The following is a 15,176-nucleotide window of genomic DNA, read 5'->3' as shown; positions in this document are numbered from 1 at the left end:
TTGATTGCTATTTGAGAGCATTGGGCGGCTTACATAGTAGTACGCCATCCGTTTTCTTTCAAAGAAACAGGGTATCCATTCCTTTCGAAAATAAATACCCTGTTGTAATAAAGCATCGAGAGCTTGCCTCTTCTCAATAGCTAAAAATCATATCGTTAATGCAAAGGTATAAACTTTTTTTGATTTGATAGCGAATTTGAAAAAAATAATAAAAAGCCGGTGCCTCCGGATGGCTTGCAAAAACATGAGAGAGCGACTCTCTTATGAAAATCCATTACAATGTAAGTATAGCTAAAATATTCCTTTTTTATAAATTATGCTCATTTATGGAAGAATGGAAAACATATAAACTTGGTGAGGTATGTTCTAGATTGAAAAGTGGTAAAAGTATTTCCTCTTCTCTAGTAACTCCTTATGGGAAATATCCAGTTATCGGAGGTAATGGAGTGCGTGGTTATGCTGTCCAAAGCAATTTAAAAGGGGAATGTGGCGTCATAGGTAGGCAGGGAGCATATTGTGGTAATGTAAGATATTTTAATGGCTCTGCATACATGACAGAGCACGCAATAGTGGTCGTTGGAAATGAGAAAGCAGATACCAATCTGCCCAACCTGGCTTATCTGTTCAGACTCTATCTAAACAAGAGATCTCTTTGCCATCGATATCCACTCAAAAGCGAGTTTCTGCTATTCTAAAAAGCTTAGATGGTAAGATTGCTCTCAACAACCGCATAAATCATAATTTAGAGGAGCAGGCGCAACCGATTCTTGATAAATCTATCAAAAACTTGAAAGAAAATACGAAACTTCAACAACTCAGAGATTCATTACTGCCACGCCTTATGTCAGGCGAATTAACTTGTTAAATTCTCACATACATTGTTGTTGCAAATTCGGGAAGAATGGACTACATTTGCAATGCTTAAGGCTCCTGTATCCTTTACAAGGATGCGGATTAATAGGGAATCAGGTGTGAATCCTGAGCAGTACCCGCTGCTGTAAGTTCCAGAAGAAGTTCGGCTTCTAAACCACTGGGTAATACCGGGAAGGTGCCGAAACTGGGAACAAGCCAGAAGACCTGCCTTCAAGCTTTTGACATATCAACCTGCGGGAGCACGGGATAGATGACATCTGGCACTTTGTGTGCCGTGTATTCGTTCATAATATTTGCCCCTGCGGAATATGTCCGGTTACTAACTTCAGAAGCTTTTGAAACGGCTTCTGCAAAAAGGACACGGCTTATGATCTCGTTTGCGGCGGGCTTATTTCTATCATTTTCCACAGCGATGGCTTTTCTGCCAGCCTTTGCGTCTTCCACAGCGATGGTGCTTTCACCAGCAATTGCCTTATCACAAACATTTACTTGTCAAGACCTTATTCCAGCATCCGGGCGGGAAAAGAAGCCTAAGCAGGATACCGATACCCTTAATGCGGCTGTTGTTACCGCAAGGGCGGTGCAGGGCGTAAGCGTACCGCAGCAGAGGCTTTCCGGCGAGCAGCTGCAGGCACTTTCCACAAGCAGCGTTGCCGATGCAATGAAATTCTTTGCCGGAGTACAGATAAAGGATTACGGCGGGCTCGGCGGGCAGAAAACAATAAACGTACGTTCGCTGGGTACCCAGCACACCGGTGTATTCATAGACGGCATAAGAATCACCAACTGCCAGAACGGAACGGTTGACCTTGGCAAATACTCGCTGGTGAACATGGAGTCTGTGGAACTGTACAATTCCAACAAACTGGCTCCTCTTATGACAGCATCCGAATATGCCTCGGCCTCAACGGTTTACCTGAAAACAAAGAGACCTGAGAGCAGCAAGCTGAATGCCCGATATTCATACGGCTCGTTCAACAGCCACAAGGCCCAGCTGCACGGCTCTTACAAGGACCGCTTCTTTGCGGATGTTGAGTACGACCATTCGGACGGCAATTATCCATTCTCGTATCATTCCGAATATGAAGATACCACAGGCGTCAGGAAAAATTCTGACATTACGTTCGTAAGGGCCGAAGGAGGGTATTTCACGGACCATTTCTCATCCCACATATATTTCTACTCGTCTGACAGGGGCTTGCCGGGTGGAATCGTCAGGAGACTTTCGGACAAGTTCGGTGACATTGGCCGTGAGAAGGACATCAATACATTCGCCCAGGCCGGCTACAGCAATTCCTGGGGAGGACACTCGCTCAAAATCAATGGAAGGTATGCGTACGATTACCTGCACGTGAATACGGATGTCCCTGAAAACCAATTCGTCCATTACAATAATGAATATACCCAGCAGGATGCATATCTCGGCCTTGCCTACTCGCTGAAACACAAATGGATGACTCTCTCCATTTCACCGGATATCAGATACTCGGACCTGAGCTGCAATGTTTACGGAATGTCGTATGTGCACAGGCTGGATTTCAAGACAGTTGCTGACCTGCGTTTCAAATACGGAGGCTTTGACCTTGATGCATCGCTTCTTTTCACCAATGTGAAGGACCATTCAAAGATGCAGACCGCACAAAGCCTGAACAGATTTTCGCCAACATTCTTTCTATCGTACAAGTTCAACGAAGCTTTCACCCTGCGCTCTTTCTATAAAAGCATTTTCCGTGCGCCCACACTCAATGACCTGTATTACACACACGTGGGCCGCCGTAATCTCAAGCCTGAAGTCACAAGGCAGTTTGATTGCGGAATAAGTTTCAATGCCAGCGGAAAGAAAGGAAACGATTTGAACGTACAGCTGGATTATTATCACAATTCTGTAAGCGACAAGATAATATGCGTCCCCAATGGTGGCGCGTACGATTGGAAGATGATGAACCGCGGCTATGTGGTCACAAACGGCGTTGACCTGTCTGCAAGATACAGCAGGGAACATTGGTCCGCTTTTGTGACAGCCACCTGGCAGGATGTGCGCGACCTTACTGACAAGGAGGATGAAAGCTCGTATAATCATCAGCTGCTTTACTCGCCCGAGTGGTCCTTTTCGGCTGTTCTTTCCGCCTTTTATAAAGGATTTACGGTGTCGCTTTCTCATATGTACTGCTCCGAGCGTTACTGGACTTACGCCAGTGGCGAGGACATACTTCCGCAGTACAACTGCACGGACATAAAGCTTCAGTACCATCGCAGGTGGATGACAATAAGTCTGGAGTGCAATGACCTGTTCGATGTGAGGTATGAGCTGGTTCAGAGGTGGCCTCTGCCGGGCCGCCGCTTCACCCTGGGGGTTGTTTTTGAATTCGGGAAATAGTTTCAATCAATAAAAATTTTGTGTTATGTTAAAAAAATCATTTGTTCGCCCTCTGTTTCTAAAGGCTGCTGCGTGCAGCTGGGGCAAGTTGTGTTCCATATTGATGATTGCAATTTCACTGGCTGCCTGCAGCAAGGAAACAGAGGCTCCTGTTCCGGATCCGATAGATCCGCCTATGGAAGTTCACGAGAAAATCATCCTTCTGAACGAAGGGAACTGGCAGTCCGACAACGGCCAGCTCTCTTTCATTGAAAATCATGAAATTACGAACGGCTGGTTCAAGGCCATCAATGGTGTGAAGCTCGGTGACACACCTCAGCACATTGTAAGAATCAATGACAACCTGCTGGCAATCTCCGTAAACTGGTCAAATATCATCCATTTCATAAAGCCAACGGGAGAACTTGTTGCCTCCACGGAGAATGTCCCGAACTGCCGCTATATGGCCACCGACGGTCTTAAATACCTGTACGTTACGTCCTACGCACATCAGACCGCTCTTGGTGAGGAGTACGAGAAAGGTTATGTGGCCAGGATAGACATTGACAGCCATTGCTTAACGGCAACCTGCGAGGTGGGCTATGAACCGGAGGGTATTGCCTATTATGAAGGCAAACTCTATGTTGCCAACACAGGAGGCTACGCTTTTTCTGAAGGTCACGATTATGAAAACACCATTTCCGTTGTTGACGCCGCATCAATGAAAAAAGTACAGGATGTTGAGATTCTGCGCAGTCCGGGCGGTGAGCGTGTTGTGAACCTTTACGGAAATCTTTCCCAGAACGGGAGCTATCTCTGCATAAATTCCGCAGGAGACTATATGAGCTGCCCGGCAGCCACGGTAATCTTCAATTGCAAGGACTGCTCATACACAGTATATGATTTCCCAAGCACTTACAACACAGCCACCATCGACGGCAATTTCTTCTCAGTAGGTTCGGATTTCTCATACGAAACCTACGAATACCAGTACTTTTACACCACGATAGATCCGCTGAACGGTGAGGTTCACTCCGGCTATCTGCTGCCAGGCAGTCTGGTATCAGGTTCCGATGTTGAGGAAGTACTGGCTAAGATGGACAATCCTTATTGCGTTTATCAGAACCCTTACACAGGCCATCTGTACATAACGGATGCAGGCTCGTTTGCTTCTGCCGGCAAAGTATATGAATTTGACGAGGAAGGACATCAGGTTGGCGAACCCTTGAAATGCTATATCTGTCCAGGTCACATGATAGCAATACCATAATTTTTTTCTTGTTCAACAGCCCGTTCTTCTTTCTTTTTCTCTTGGAAAGTAATAAATTTACAAGTTAAAATTGAAGAAGTACGGGCTTATGAAAAACAATGTTTTCCTTCTTTCACTTGCGATAGTTATTTCACTGTCTTTCAGTGCTTTTGCACAGACTTCCGTTGCTGAGGTCCCAAGCGGTTCCAATGATGTTCAGCCAGTAGCCATCAGTCAGCATGTCATGGCACCTTCCACAATACGTGGAACCTGGTCCGATGGCAGCCCTATGCGAGCGGACGGTCCTTACCTGATTTACGGAGACAATCTTGATGTGAGGAAGATAAGCATTGACACCCTTGGCCATCTGCATGACGGAATCATGCACGACCCGCGCGTTGGCACAGTGTTCAACGTGTTTTCAGACAATGCGGAATATGAGTTTCAGATAAAACTGCACCCGATTGCAAGGCCTGCCTGGAAATGCGAGGCAGCGGAGAAGATACTCGTTCTTTCAGATCCTCACAGCAATTTCAAATGCTTTGTATCATTGCTTCAGGGCAACGGAGTCATTGACAAGTACCTCAACTGGACATACGGAAAGAACCAGCTTGTTATCATAGGCGATGTATTTGACCGTGGAACCGACGCCACGCAGATTTTCTGGCTGATATACCAGCTCGAGCAGGAAGCTGCCGATGCCGGCGGCCAGCTTCATTTCCTGTACGGCAATCACGAGCCTATGGTGCTTTCCGGAGACATACGCTATACAAACAGGAAATACAAGAATCTTGCGGACACTCTTGGAATGGAGTTCAGGAAGCTCATGGGACCTGACACCGAGCTCGGACGCTGGCTTGCCACACGTAATACAATGATGGTCATTGGTGACAATCTGTTCGTACACGCCGGCATTTCACAGGAATTCCTGGACAGGAACTATTCAATACCTCAGGTCAACGAAATGATTTCAAAAGGCCTGTTCATGACCAAGGACGAGAGGAAAGCCAACAAGGAAATGTACTTCCTCTTCAAGACTTATGGCCCTATCTGGTACAGAGGTCTTGTTTACAGCAAGAAGAAATACCATCCTGCAAGTATGGAAACCGTGGATGCCGCACTCGCCAAATATGGAGTGAACAGGATTTTTGTTGGCCATACCATATTCAGGAAAGTTAAGACATTCTACAAGAAGAAAGTCATAGCTGTTAATGTAAGCAACAGGGAGAATATGGAAAAGGGGCGGAGCCGCGGTGTCCTCATAGAAAACGGCACATACTACAGCGTTGGTGACCACGGTGTAATGTGCAGGTTGCTTTCAGTTAAAAAGAAATAACTTCCAGTATTATGATAACGTTTTCAATAGCATTGGCAGTCCTGATTCTGGGCTATTTCACCTACGGCAAGCTGGTGGAACGCCTTTTCGGTGCCAATGACAAGAATCCGGTTCCGGCCAGTACACTTGCAGATGGTGTTGACTATGTAGCCCTGCCTACCTGGAAGGCATTCATGATACAGTTCCTGAACATAGCCGGCCTGGGACCTATCTTCGGTGCGATAATGGGAGCCAAGTTCGGAACCTCGTCATATCTGTGGATAGTTTTCGGAACAATCTTCGGTGGAGCCGTACACGACTATTTTTCCGGAATGCTCTCATTGAGGAACAAGGGAGCAAGCCTGCCTGTAATAGTTGGCAAGTACCTTGGAAAGGGTCTGCAGAACGTATTCACCGTGTTCGCCATAATCCTTCTGGTTCTGCTCGGTTGCGTTTTCGTTTCCCAGCCTGCGGACATACTTGCCAGACTTACGCCGGATACTCTTGACCTGAATTTCTGGCTCGTTGCAATTTTTGTATATTACTTTGCCGCCACGCTTTTCCCTATAGACAAGCTGATAGGCAATTTATACCCGATTCTCGGAGGCATTCTCCTGTTCATGGCAATTGGTATTCTTGCTGTCCTGTACTGGAACCAGCCCGATCTGCCTGAAATGTGGAACGGTTTCGGAACCAAATATGAAAGCAACAGCATATTCCCCATGATGTTCATTTCCATTGCCTGCGGTGCCGTGAGCGGTTTCCACGGAACACAGTCTCCAATGATGGCGCGCTGCGTGAAGAGCGAGAGGAAAGGACGCCTTGTGTTTTACGGAGCAATGGTATGTGAAGGAATAGTTGCATTGGTATGGGCCGCAGCGGCAACAGTGTACTATCAGGAAAACGGTGCAGGCGATACAGCTGCGCTTGTTACAATGAACATCTCAAAGGAGTGGCTGGGCGGAATAGGCGGCCTGATTGCCATTATAGGCGTGGTTGCAGCACCTATCACATCCGGCGACACAGCCTTGAGGAGCGCAAGACTTGTAGTGGCCGATACATTGGGTTTCACTCAGAAAGGTATAATCAATAGACTCATCATATCCATTCCGCTTTTCGTGATTACACTGCTGGTTCTAATGACCAGCTGCCAGCACAGCGAGGGCTTTGCAAAAATCTGGAGATATTTTGCAGGAAGCAACCAGCTGCTGGCCACATTCACATTCTGGGCTGCAACGGTTTATCTTTGCAAAGTGGGCAAGAACTACGCCATCACCCTCATACCGGCGCTGTTCATGACAATGGTCGTAAGCACCTACATAATGATGTCTCCTGAATGCTTTGAACAGCCTTGGTACATCTCATACCCTGCCGCCGCACTCCTCACCCTCAACTTCCTTCTTGTTCTACTGCGATGGAAATATCATTATAATATGAAATTCCCTAGGAAGTCACGCCAGAAACCTGATAAAACCATACTTTCATGACATATAGAAAATTATTCATCACTATCGCCAGTGTATTGTTATTAAGCACAGGCACAGCCTTCTCAGCGGATGAGGGCATTCAATATTTCATAAACAACCCCAATCCTCAGTTGAGCGCAAAGGTACCTAGTCCGTACCAGGTTCTGGGTTACAACATAGGGGAGTGCTACCCTGACTGGGGGAATGTCCTGCTCTATATGGAAAGCCTGGTCAAAGCTTCGGACAGGACTGCAATCAAGTATTTTGGAAGGAGCTATCAGAGAAGACCTTTCGTGCAGCTGTGCATTTCATCGCCTGAGAACATCAGGAATCTGGAGAGCATAAGGGAAAGGCATCTGAAAGTCATTTCGGATATAAAGGAAGGCAAGGCTGCGGATGCAGGGAATCTGCCAGTTGTTGTTGACCTTATGGCTTCGATTCACGGAAACGAGGCGTCCGGTGTAGGTGCAGCAATCAATGCCGCCTATTATTTCACAGCTTCCAACGACCCTGAAGTTGTGAAGATGCTTGAGAATACAATCATAATAATAACTCCCGGTCTGAATCCTGACGGAATCAACAGATTCGCCACCTGGGTGAACACCACCGCAAGCGTGCATCCGGTTGCAAACCTTGATTCAAGGGAGTTCAGCGAACCTTGGCCGAGCAGCAGGACAAACCATTACTGGGCTGACTGCAACCGTGACTGGATGAGTATCCAGCATCCCGAGGGCGAGAACGATATGATAATGTACAGGTACTGGATGCCTAATGTTGTGCTTGACATGCACGAGCAGGGAGACACCCAGAGCGGTTTCTATTTCAGCCCCGGAGATCCCGGACGTACTTACAGGTACATTCCTCAGAAGAATCAGGATTACACGCTTGAGATATCACGCAATACCGCCCGCGCCCTTGATCAGAAAGGCACGCTGTATTTCAGCCGTGAAGGATATGACGATTTCTTCATAGGCAAAGGCGCGGCATACGGCGATATTCTGGGTTCAGTTTGCATTCTTCACGAGCAGGGTGCTTCAAGAGGACATCTGCGTCCTACAAAGAACGGAATGCTGTCATACAAGGCAACGGTAAGGAACCAGACAGTTGCTGCAATAAGCGTGGCTGAATCCGCTTACAGAATGAAGGACAAGCTGCTTTCATACAGGAAGGATTTCTATTCGAAGCAGGAGAAGGACGCTACGGCGGATCCTGTGAAGGCTTTCCAGTTCACTGCTCCTGACAACGGTACAGGCTGTCAGTTTATTGACCTGATGCTCAAGCACGGAATAAACGTGTATGAGAATGCGGCCTCTGACGGCAGTTATGTGATACCTTTTGCAGGAAACAACTATTATCTCATAAGGGCTTTCTTTGATAACGAGACTTCCTTTGCCGACAGTACCTTCTACGATGTTTCAACCTGGACACACGCCCATGCGTTCAATCTCAAGGTCAGGAATTTGTCGTCTGTTAAAGGAAAGATTGGAAAGAAAGTTGAAAGTGCGCAATTGAAAGCAGGCAGCGTGATAGGAAATGTGAGTTCAGTAGGTTACGCATTTGAAACAAAGGAGTTCCATGCTCCATACGTTGTGAACAAACTTATGGCCCGCGGCCTTGTTACAAGAGTTTCCGACAGGGCTTTCAATTACAAGTTCAACGGATTTGAAAAGGAATTCTCTGCAGGAACGGTTGTAATTCCTGTAGCAAACCAGCCTCTGGATGCAGAACAGATACATTCACTTATGACCGAACTTGCAAGGAAGAGCGGCGTGGACATCTATTCACTCCAGACAGGAATGATGGGAGACAAGGACCTTGGAAGCGATATCTTCATGAACATCACTGCACCTGAGATTGCCATTATTGCAGGACGTGGCATGAGCGTTCCCCAGACTGGCGAGATATGGCACCATCTTGATGTGAGATATGACATGGCCCACACGCTTATTGATTATTCTACACTTGAGAAGGTGAATCTTTCAAAATACAATGTTATTGTACTCGCCGACGGTCAGCCTTCTTCCCTCACACCTGAAGGATGGCTTGAAAAGCTGAATTCCTGGGTGAAGGCAGGTGGTACTCTCATTGTTACAGGCAAGGCTTACCACATTTCCAACAAGGCAAAGCTTACCGATGTCAAATATGAGAAGGTGGGTTCTGCAGACGGGCTCATAGTGAATGCGGACATCAGGGGCAAAAGAAGTCCTCTTGGATGGGGCCTCGGAGTGCAGTCAATGCCGGTTTACAAGATGCACGCATACAGATACAGTTCGGAGAACGGTTATGCACTTCTCAAGTATGCAAAGGAACCTTACATTTCAGGTTGTGTTGCAAAGTCCGCTCTGGAGAAATTCGCAGGCACACCTGCCGCTCTTCTGTTCGAGGAGGGACGCGGAAGAGTCATATTCTTTGCCGATGATATGGTATGGCGCTCATACTGGCTTGGCAGCTCAAGGATACTCACGAACGCTATACTCTTCAGGGAGTGTTTGTAACGGATTGAAATATTTTTAATTATCACAAATATATGAAGAAACTTCTTAACATTGCGCTTGCAGCCCTTGTGCTGGTAGCGCTCAGTGCGTGCTCAAGCCGCTATGAAACGGTCAAGAACGACCCGCTTGGCACAAAGATTTACACCTTGGACAATGGCTTGAAGGTATTCATGTCCGTGAACAAGGAACAGCCTAGAATCCAGACTTACATTGCCGTGAAGGTTGGAGGAAAGAACGACCCATACGAGACAACCGGTCTTGCCCACTATTTCGAACACCTTATGTTCAAGGGAACTGAATCATTCGGTACAAGCAACTATGAGGCCGAGAAACCAATGCTCGATGAAATCGAGCAGTTGTTTGAAGTGTACAGGAAAACCACGGACGAGCAGGAAAGACTGGCCATCTACCACAGAATAGATTCAATCAGCTATGAGGCATCAAAGATTGCCATTCCTAACGAGTATGACAAACTCATGGCCGTGATAGGTGCAAACGGAACAAACGCATGGACCTCAATGGACGAGACAGTTTATACCGAGGACATCCCTTCAAACCAGATTGACAACTGGGCAAGGATTCAGGCGGACCGTTTCCGCAACAATGTGATCAGAGGCTTCCATACAGAGCTTGAGACCATCTATGAGGAGAAGAACATGTCCCTCACACAGGACAGCAGGAAAATATGGGAGGCTCTTGATGCGAATCTTTTCCCTAACCATCCATACGGAAGACAGACCGTGCTCGGAACACAGGAGAACCTCAAGAACCCTTCAATCACAAACGTAAAGAAGTACCACGATACATACTATGTTCCTAACAACATAGCAATCTGTGTATCCGGTGATTTCAATCCTGATGAGATGGTTGCGTCAATTGAGAAATATTTCGGCGACTGGGAGCCTAACCAGAACCTTCCAAAACTGGAGTTCGAACCTGAGCAGCCTATCACAGAGCCTGTAGTAAAGGATGTATATGGCCTTGAATCAGAATATATGGCACTTGGATGGAGACTTCCTGGAGCTGCAGCAGACCTCAAGAAGACGGCAATCTCACAGATAGCATCTTCAGTCATGCACAACGGACAGGCCGGACTACTTGACCTTGACATAGTTCAGCAGCAGAAAGCGCTTGCAGTATATGCAGTAGGCAGCATTCAGCCAGACTACAGCTCTTTCATCATGATGGGATATCCAAAACAGGGCCAGACACTCGAGGAAGTAAGGGCTCTTCTCCTTGAGGAAGTTGCGAAACTCCGTAACGGCGAGTTCGACGAGAACCTCCTCAAGGCTACCATCAACAACATAAAGCTCCAGAAGATGTATGAGCTTCAGGACAACTCTTCACGCGCAGTACAGTATGTGAATGCATTCATCAACGGCATTGACTGGAAGGATATGGCAAATGACATGGCGGTTTATGAAAGCGTAACCAAGGACGATGTTGTTGCCTGGGCTAACGAATTCCTTGCTGAGAACGCTTACGTGGCAGTGAACAAGCGTCAGGGCGAAGATACCACGGTACAGAAGATAGCCGCTCCTAAAATCACTCCTATAGCAACGAACAGGGATGCCCGCAGCGCTTTCCTTGACGAGATCCAGAACAGCACAGTCACTCCTATAGAGCCTGTATTCGTTGATTTCAACAAGGATATGTCAAACACGGCATTCTGCAATGGCGTGAACATGCTTTACAAGAAGAACGAAATCAATGATGTTTTCTCAATTGATTATGTATTCAATTCAGGTACCGCCAACGATCCTGAAATAGGTCTTGCTTGTGATTATCTCTCATATTTGGGAACAGAGGAGATGAGCGCCGAGGAGTTTGCAAAGAAAATGTACTCTCTGGCATGCAATGTAGGCTTCAGAGCTCAGGGGAATTATACAACCGTATCGGTATCTGGTCTTTCAGAGAATATGGAAGAGGCAATGACTCTTGTTGAGAATCTCGTTGCAAACGCCAAGGCCGATGAGAACATCCTGCTCAACTGCAAATCCGATCTGCTCAAGTCAAGATTCGATTCAAAGACCAGCCAGCGCGCCTGCTTCAGCGCATTGCGCAGATATCTGTCATTCGGTCCTGAATACATAGCAAAGAGCGTGGCAAAGAATGAGGCAATACAGGCTGTAACTTCAGAGGAACTGCTTGAAAAGATTCATAATCTGTATGGCAAGTCACACGAAATCATCTACTACGGACCTGCATCAGAGGCAGAGGTGAAGGATATATTGAGCCGGACTCACAAGGTTGCGGAGAATCCTGAGGAGCTTCCTGAAACACATACACCATACGTGCTTACAACAGATGCTTCCGTAATAATGGCTCAGTATGATGCAAAACAGATTTACTATCTGCAATGCTCCAACCGCGGTGAAAAATTCGATGTTGCAAACTCAGCTGAACTTGCTCTTTACAATGAGTATTTCGGTGGTGGAATGAACAGCATAGTATTCCAGGAAATGCGTGAGGCACGCGGCCTTGCATATTCGGCATACGCTTATCTGTATGAGCCTGACCATGCAAACGGTGACTACTATTACACAGCATTCATTGCAACACAGAACGACAAGATGCGCACAGCCATTGAGGCATTCGACGAGATCATCAACAATATGCCGGAATCAGAGGCAGCGTTCTCAGTTGCAAAGGAGGCTCTCATAGGACGTCTGCGCACTGAACGTACAACAGGCGAGAGCGTACTTTGGAAATTCCGCAGCTGCCGCAAACTCGGCTTGAGCGAGGTTCCTGAAAAACTCATATTCGAGAAAGTTCAGAACATGACACTTGCAGATGTAAAGGCGGCTCAGGAGAAATGGGTGAAGGACCGCAAGTATACATACGCAATCCTTGGTGACATCAAGGACCTTGACGTAAACTACCTCAAGACCCTCGGTCCGGTAAAGACCGTTTCACTCGAGGAGATATTCGGTTATTAAAATATTATCCCAAGCATAATGAAAATTTTGCTTTGGTTAAGAATAATCCGCCCACAAACACTGTTCGCCTCACTGGTGCCGGTGCTTGTGGGCTTGATTATAGCCCCAGGCTCCCAGCCTTCAGGAACATTCGAGCTGAATGCTCTCACAGCTGTCATTACGGTAATCTGTGCGCTGTCACTGCAGATTCTGAGCAACCTGATAAACGATTATTATGATTTCATCCGTGGCTCAGACAAGGCGGGACGTGCGGGATTCAAACGTGCTCTGGCAGAAGGTGAGGTGAGCGTGGAACAGATGCGCAGGGCCTGCTTCATCACACTTGCGGTGGCTTTGATAACCGGATTGTATCTTGTGATAGAGGGAAGCTGGCCAATACTTCTTGCCGGTGTGACGGCCATAATCTTCGCCTGGCTGTATACAGCAACATCACATTCCCTGTCGTATCTGGGCATTGCCGACATATTCGTGTTCCTGTATTATGGCGTGATTGCCTCCTGCGGAACAACTTATCTGCAAACCCACACTTTCTGCCTGACCTCATTCCATGCAGGAGCGGTGTGCGGACTAATATCAATGTGCGTGCTCATGATCAACAACCTGCGTGACATTGAGTCAGACCGTGCCGCAGGCAAGAGAACACTTCCGGTAAGACTCGGCAAGCATGGTGCGGAGGCGGTAATGGCCGTTGAGGTTCTTTTAATGCCCCTTTTCGCATATCTGGCCTTTGGCTTGAGCATACCAATGCTGATAGGCCCCGCAGCCCTTATACTGTTTGTTGCCGTCCTGAAAGCCCGGGGCACACAGTATAACAAATGCCTTCTGTGCACAGGCTTGATGAATGTTCTCTATTATATCCTGATAGCCTTATAACTGTCAGGTTGAATATTTTTTACAATAATACTGGCAAATTGGTTTGCCGGCTTGATTTTTGTATATTTGTAGGAATATAAATCTAATAAATACAATTATGGCATACGAGCATAAGGAAGGACAGGGTTCACTGTTCAGGAATGAGAAGCAGAATGACCGCCAGCCCGATTACAAGGGCACGATTGTTATAGCGGGGAAAACATACGAGGTGGCAGCGTGGGAGAGAACCTCACAGCGCGGAACTTCCTACCTGAGCCTGCAGGCATCTGAGCCAAGGGTCAGGGGTGATCAGGGTGCATCATACGGTTCCGGCCAGTCCGGACGCTATGGGAGCAGTGCATCACCATCGCCAGTGCCTGTACCACCACCTCCTGTAGAAGAGTTCCAATCCACTGATGATCTGGAAGACCTGCCGTTCTGATATGGGGCATCAAAGGATACGGGCTGTGTGGTATGTATCCGGGAAGGTGTTGCTGCCATTGGCTCTGGTGTTGATGCTAATAGCTGACGCACAGGCACAAGTGCTTACATATAGAATCACTTCTTATCGTATAGGTTCGTTCCATGCTCCGGGCTGGGGCTGGTCATCTGTCACATACGGAAAAGCCAGACAGATTGAAGAGGGGTATATGGTAGTTGACACCGAGGAGCGTACTGTATTCTTTACGGCTCCTGAGGAGCAGAAATACAGATTCAGAGCTGTGGTCACTCCTCAGTGGGAACTCCATCTTCATGGCTGGCAAACGGCATGTCTCCCAATAGAGGATATTAAGTTCGGCAGCAGATGCATACTTGACCTCATTCAGAATGACAAGGGTCAGCTGGCAGGTGTCTGTGTGATTGACGGAGTGAACGTTTACCGTTACGATTTGAAAACAAAGCCTTAATTTATTTCTGTTTTCCAGAGTCCGTGCAGGTTGCAGAACTCGTAAACGGCTACCGGTTCGTCGTTGCAGATGGTGAAGACCGCCTCAGCCTTATCCTCTGGCTTGAGATAATGGATCTGGCCTCCGTTCCTGGTCTCCAGATAGATGAATACAATGTGGTGCTCAATCATCATAGGGTGTGGTGTTGAACCAACCTTTGCCTTGATAGTGTGCTCATCAAGGAATTCCACTACAGGGAGATGCTTTTCATAAACACCGCCTACGGTGTCAGGAATCAGTTCCCTCATCGGATTGCCGCAGCATACTGGTGTAACGCCGCTGTCAACTACTTTTACGACAACGTTTCCGCATGTCGAGCAAAGAAAAAATTTTGTTGCCATAATGTTTAAGTTTTAATGATTAATAATTGGTGATTGATTTTCATACGAAAATTAATTGTGCCGTTTCTGGTTATTCCGGCGTTATTTGACTTGTTTTTAATACATTTTGAGCCAATGGCATAAAAAGAGAGAGCACTCACAAGGCTGCAAGTGCGAGGTTGACATCTTAGCAATTTTATGTTTTATACTGCCGAGTTGTATGTTGAATTTTCATACGCGTGCTCTTACGTCACAAACTTTGCCTCTCAGCAGTTGGGACCAGTTTCATTTGCGGACTCAGGATGTTCCAGTAAAAATCGGCCTGTTGATTAACTCAGTCCCCAGTTTTATGTGGTGTAGGCTA

Annotated in this window: 11 protein-coding genes, 1 pseudogene and 1 riboswitch; of the genes and pseudogenes, 10 read left to right on the top strand and 2 right to left on the bottom strand. The window is 47.0% G+C overall.

Features of this window, described 5'->3' with window-relative positions:
- Positions 1–263: 263 nt before the first annotated feature.
- Positions 264–865 (top strand): annotated as a pseudogene (locus AC06L3_RS02355) (restriction endonuclease subunit S).
- 42 nt (positions 866–907) lie between these two features.
- Positions 908–1,099: riboswitch (cobalamin riboswitch) on the top strand.
- Here the strand turns inward: AC06L3_RS02355 and AC06L3_RS02350 are convergent.
- On the bottom strand, positions 1,084–1,317 hold the full coding sequence (locus AC06L3_RS02350; RefSeq protein ID WP_475669019.1) for a hypothetical protein: 234 nt from the start codon (positions 1,315–1,317) through the stop codon (positions 1,084–1,086). Its footprint overlaps the riboswitch before it by 16 nt.
- 4 nt (positions 1,318–1,321) lie before the next feature.
- On the opposite strand from AC06L3_RS02350, the gene AC06L3_RS02345 reads away from it, so the two are divergent.
- The 9 genes from AC06L3_RS02345 to AC06L3_RS02305 all read left to right on the top strand — a co-directional run bounded on the left by AC06L3_RS02345 (position 1,322) and on the right by AC06L3_RS02305 (position 14,453).
- Positions 1,322–3,250, top strand: coding sequence for a TonB-dependent receptor (locus AC06L3_RS02345; protein WP_475669018.1), 1,929 nt, complete (start codon positions 1,322–1,324; stop codon positions 3,248–3,250).
- Positions 3,251–3,275: 25 nt separating this feature from the next.
- Positions 3,276–4,499 carry a YncE family protein gene (locus AC06L3_RS02340; RefSeq protein ID WP_475669017.1) on the top strand — a complete coding sequence of 408 codons (1,224 nt, stop codon included), beginning with the start codon at positions 3,276–3,278 and terminating at the stop codon, positions 4,497–4,499.
- 88 nt (positions 4,500–4,587) lie between these two features.
- Positions 4,588–5,814 (top strand): metallophosphoesterase, encoded by a 1,227-nt coding sequence (locus AC06L3_RS02335; protein ID WP_475669016.1) that lies wholly within the window; start codon positions 4,588–4,590, stop codon positions 5,812–5,814.
- An 11-nt stretch (positions 5,815–5,825) separates the two neighbouring features.
- Positions 5,826–7,280 (top strand): carbon starvation CstA family protein, encoded by a 1,455-nt coding sequence (locus tag AC06L3_RS02330; RefSeq protein WP_475669015.1) that lies wholly within the window; start codon positions 5,826–5,828, stop codon positions 7,278–7,280.
- Positions 7,277–9,754, top strand: a complete 2,478-nt coding sequence (locus AC06L3_RS02325; protein ID WP_475669014.1) for a M14 family metallopeptidase — start codon at positions 7,277–7,279, stop codon at positions 9,752–9,754. Before AC06L3_RS02330 ends, AC06L3_RS02325 begins: the two co-directional genes overlap by 4 nt.
- 32 nt (positions 9,755–9,786) lie before the next feature.
- On the top strand, positions 9,787–12,693 hold the full coding sequence (locus AC06L3_RS02320) for a M16 family metallopeptidase (protein ID WP_475669013.1): 2,907 nt from the start codon (positions 9,787–9,789) through the stop codon (positions 12,691–12,693).
- Between the two features lie 18 nt (positions 12,694–12,711).
- Positions 12,712–13,566, top strand: a complete 855-nt coding sequence (gene menA, locus AC06L3_RS02315; RefSeq protein WP_475669012.1) for a 1,4-dihydroxy-2-naphthoate octaprenyltransferase — start codon at positions 12,712–12,714, stop codon at positions 13,564–13,566.
- Between the two features lie 97 nt (positions 13,567–13,663).
- Positions 13,664–13,987: a DUF736 family protein gene (locus tag AC06L3_RS02310; protein WP_475669011.1), complete on the top strand. Its 324-nt coding sequence runs from the start codon at positions 13,664–13,666 to the stop codon at positions 13,985–13,987.
- 1 nt (position 13,988) lies between these two features.
- Positions 13,989–14,453 (top strand): hypothetical protein, encoded by a 465-nt coding sequence (locus AC06L3_RS02305; protein WP_475669010.1) that lies wholly within the window; start codon positions 13,989–13,991, stop codon positions 14,451–14,453.
- Here AC06L3_RS02305 and AC06L3_RS02300 read toward each other — a convergent pair.
- Entirely contained in the window at positions 14,450–14,833 is a 384-nt protein-coding gene (locus tag AC06L3_RS02300; RefSeq protein ID WP_475669009.1) for a desulfoferrodoxin family protein, read from the bottom strand. The genes AC06L3_RS02305 and AC06L3_RS02300 overlap by 4 nt on opposite strands.
- Positions 14,834–15,176: the final 343 nt, after the last annotated feature.

This window comes from Candidatus Egerieousia sp. (genome assembly GCF_056211015.1).
The sequence above is the reverse complement of the archived record's forward strand: the minus strand, read 5'-3'. Positions and strand labels throughout refer to the sequence as shown.

What these genes read in the sequence shown, in the direction of transcription:
- AC06L3_RS02335 (WP_475669016.1), top strand. Translation starts at nt 4,588, where the DNA reads ATGAAAAACAATGTTTTCCTTCTTTCACTTGCGATAGTTATTTCACTG.
- menA (WP_475669012.1), top strand. Translation starts at nt 12,712, where the DNA reads ATGAAAATTTTGCTTTGGTTAAGAATAATCCGCCCACAAACACTGTTC.
- AC06L3_RS02345 (WP_475669018.1), top strand. Translation starts at nt 1,322, where the DNA reads ATGGTGCTTTCACCAGCAATTGCCTTATCACAAACATTTACTTGTCAA.
- AC06L3_RS02310 (WP_475669011.1), top strand. Translation starts at nt 13,664, where the DNA reads ATGGCATACGAGCATAAGGAAGGACAGGGTTCACTGTTCAGGAATGAG.
- AC06L3_RS02340 (WP_475669017.1), top strand. Translation starts at nt 3,276, where the DNA reads ATGTTAAAAAAATCATTTGTTCGCCCTCTGTTTCTAAAGGCTGCTGCG.
- AC06L3_RS02330 (WP_475669015.1), top strand. Translation starts at nt 5,826, where the DNA reads ATGATAACGTTTTCAATAGCATTGGCAGTCCTGATTCTGGGCTATTTC.
- AC06L3_RS02320 (WP_475669013.1), top strand. Translation starts at nt 9,787, where the DNA reads ATGAAGAAACTTCTTAACATTGCGCTTGCAGCCCTTGTGCTGGTAGCG.
- AC06L3_RS02325 (WP_475669014.1), top strand. Translation starts at nt 7,277, where the DNA reads ATGACATATAGAAAATTATTCATCACTATCGCCAGTGTATTGTTATTA.
- AC06L3_RS02300 (WP_475669009.1), bottom strand. Translation starts at nt 14,833, where the DNA reads ATGGCAACAAAATTTTTTCTTTGCTCGACATGCGGAAACGTTGTCGTA.
- AC06L3_RS02305 (WP_475669010.1), top strand. Translation starts at nt 13,989, where the DNA reads ATGGGGCATCAAAGGATACGGGCTGTGTGGTATGTATCCGGGAAGGTG.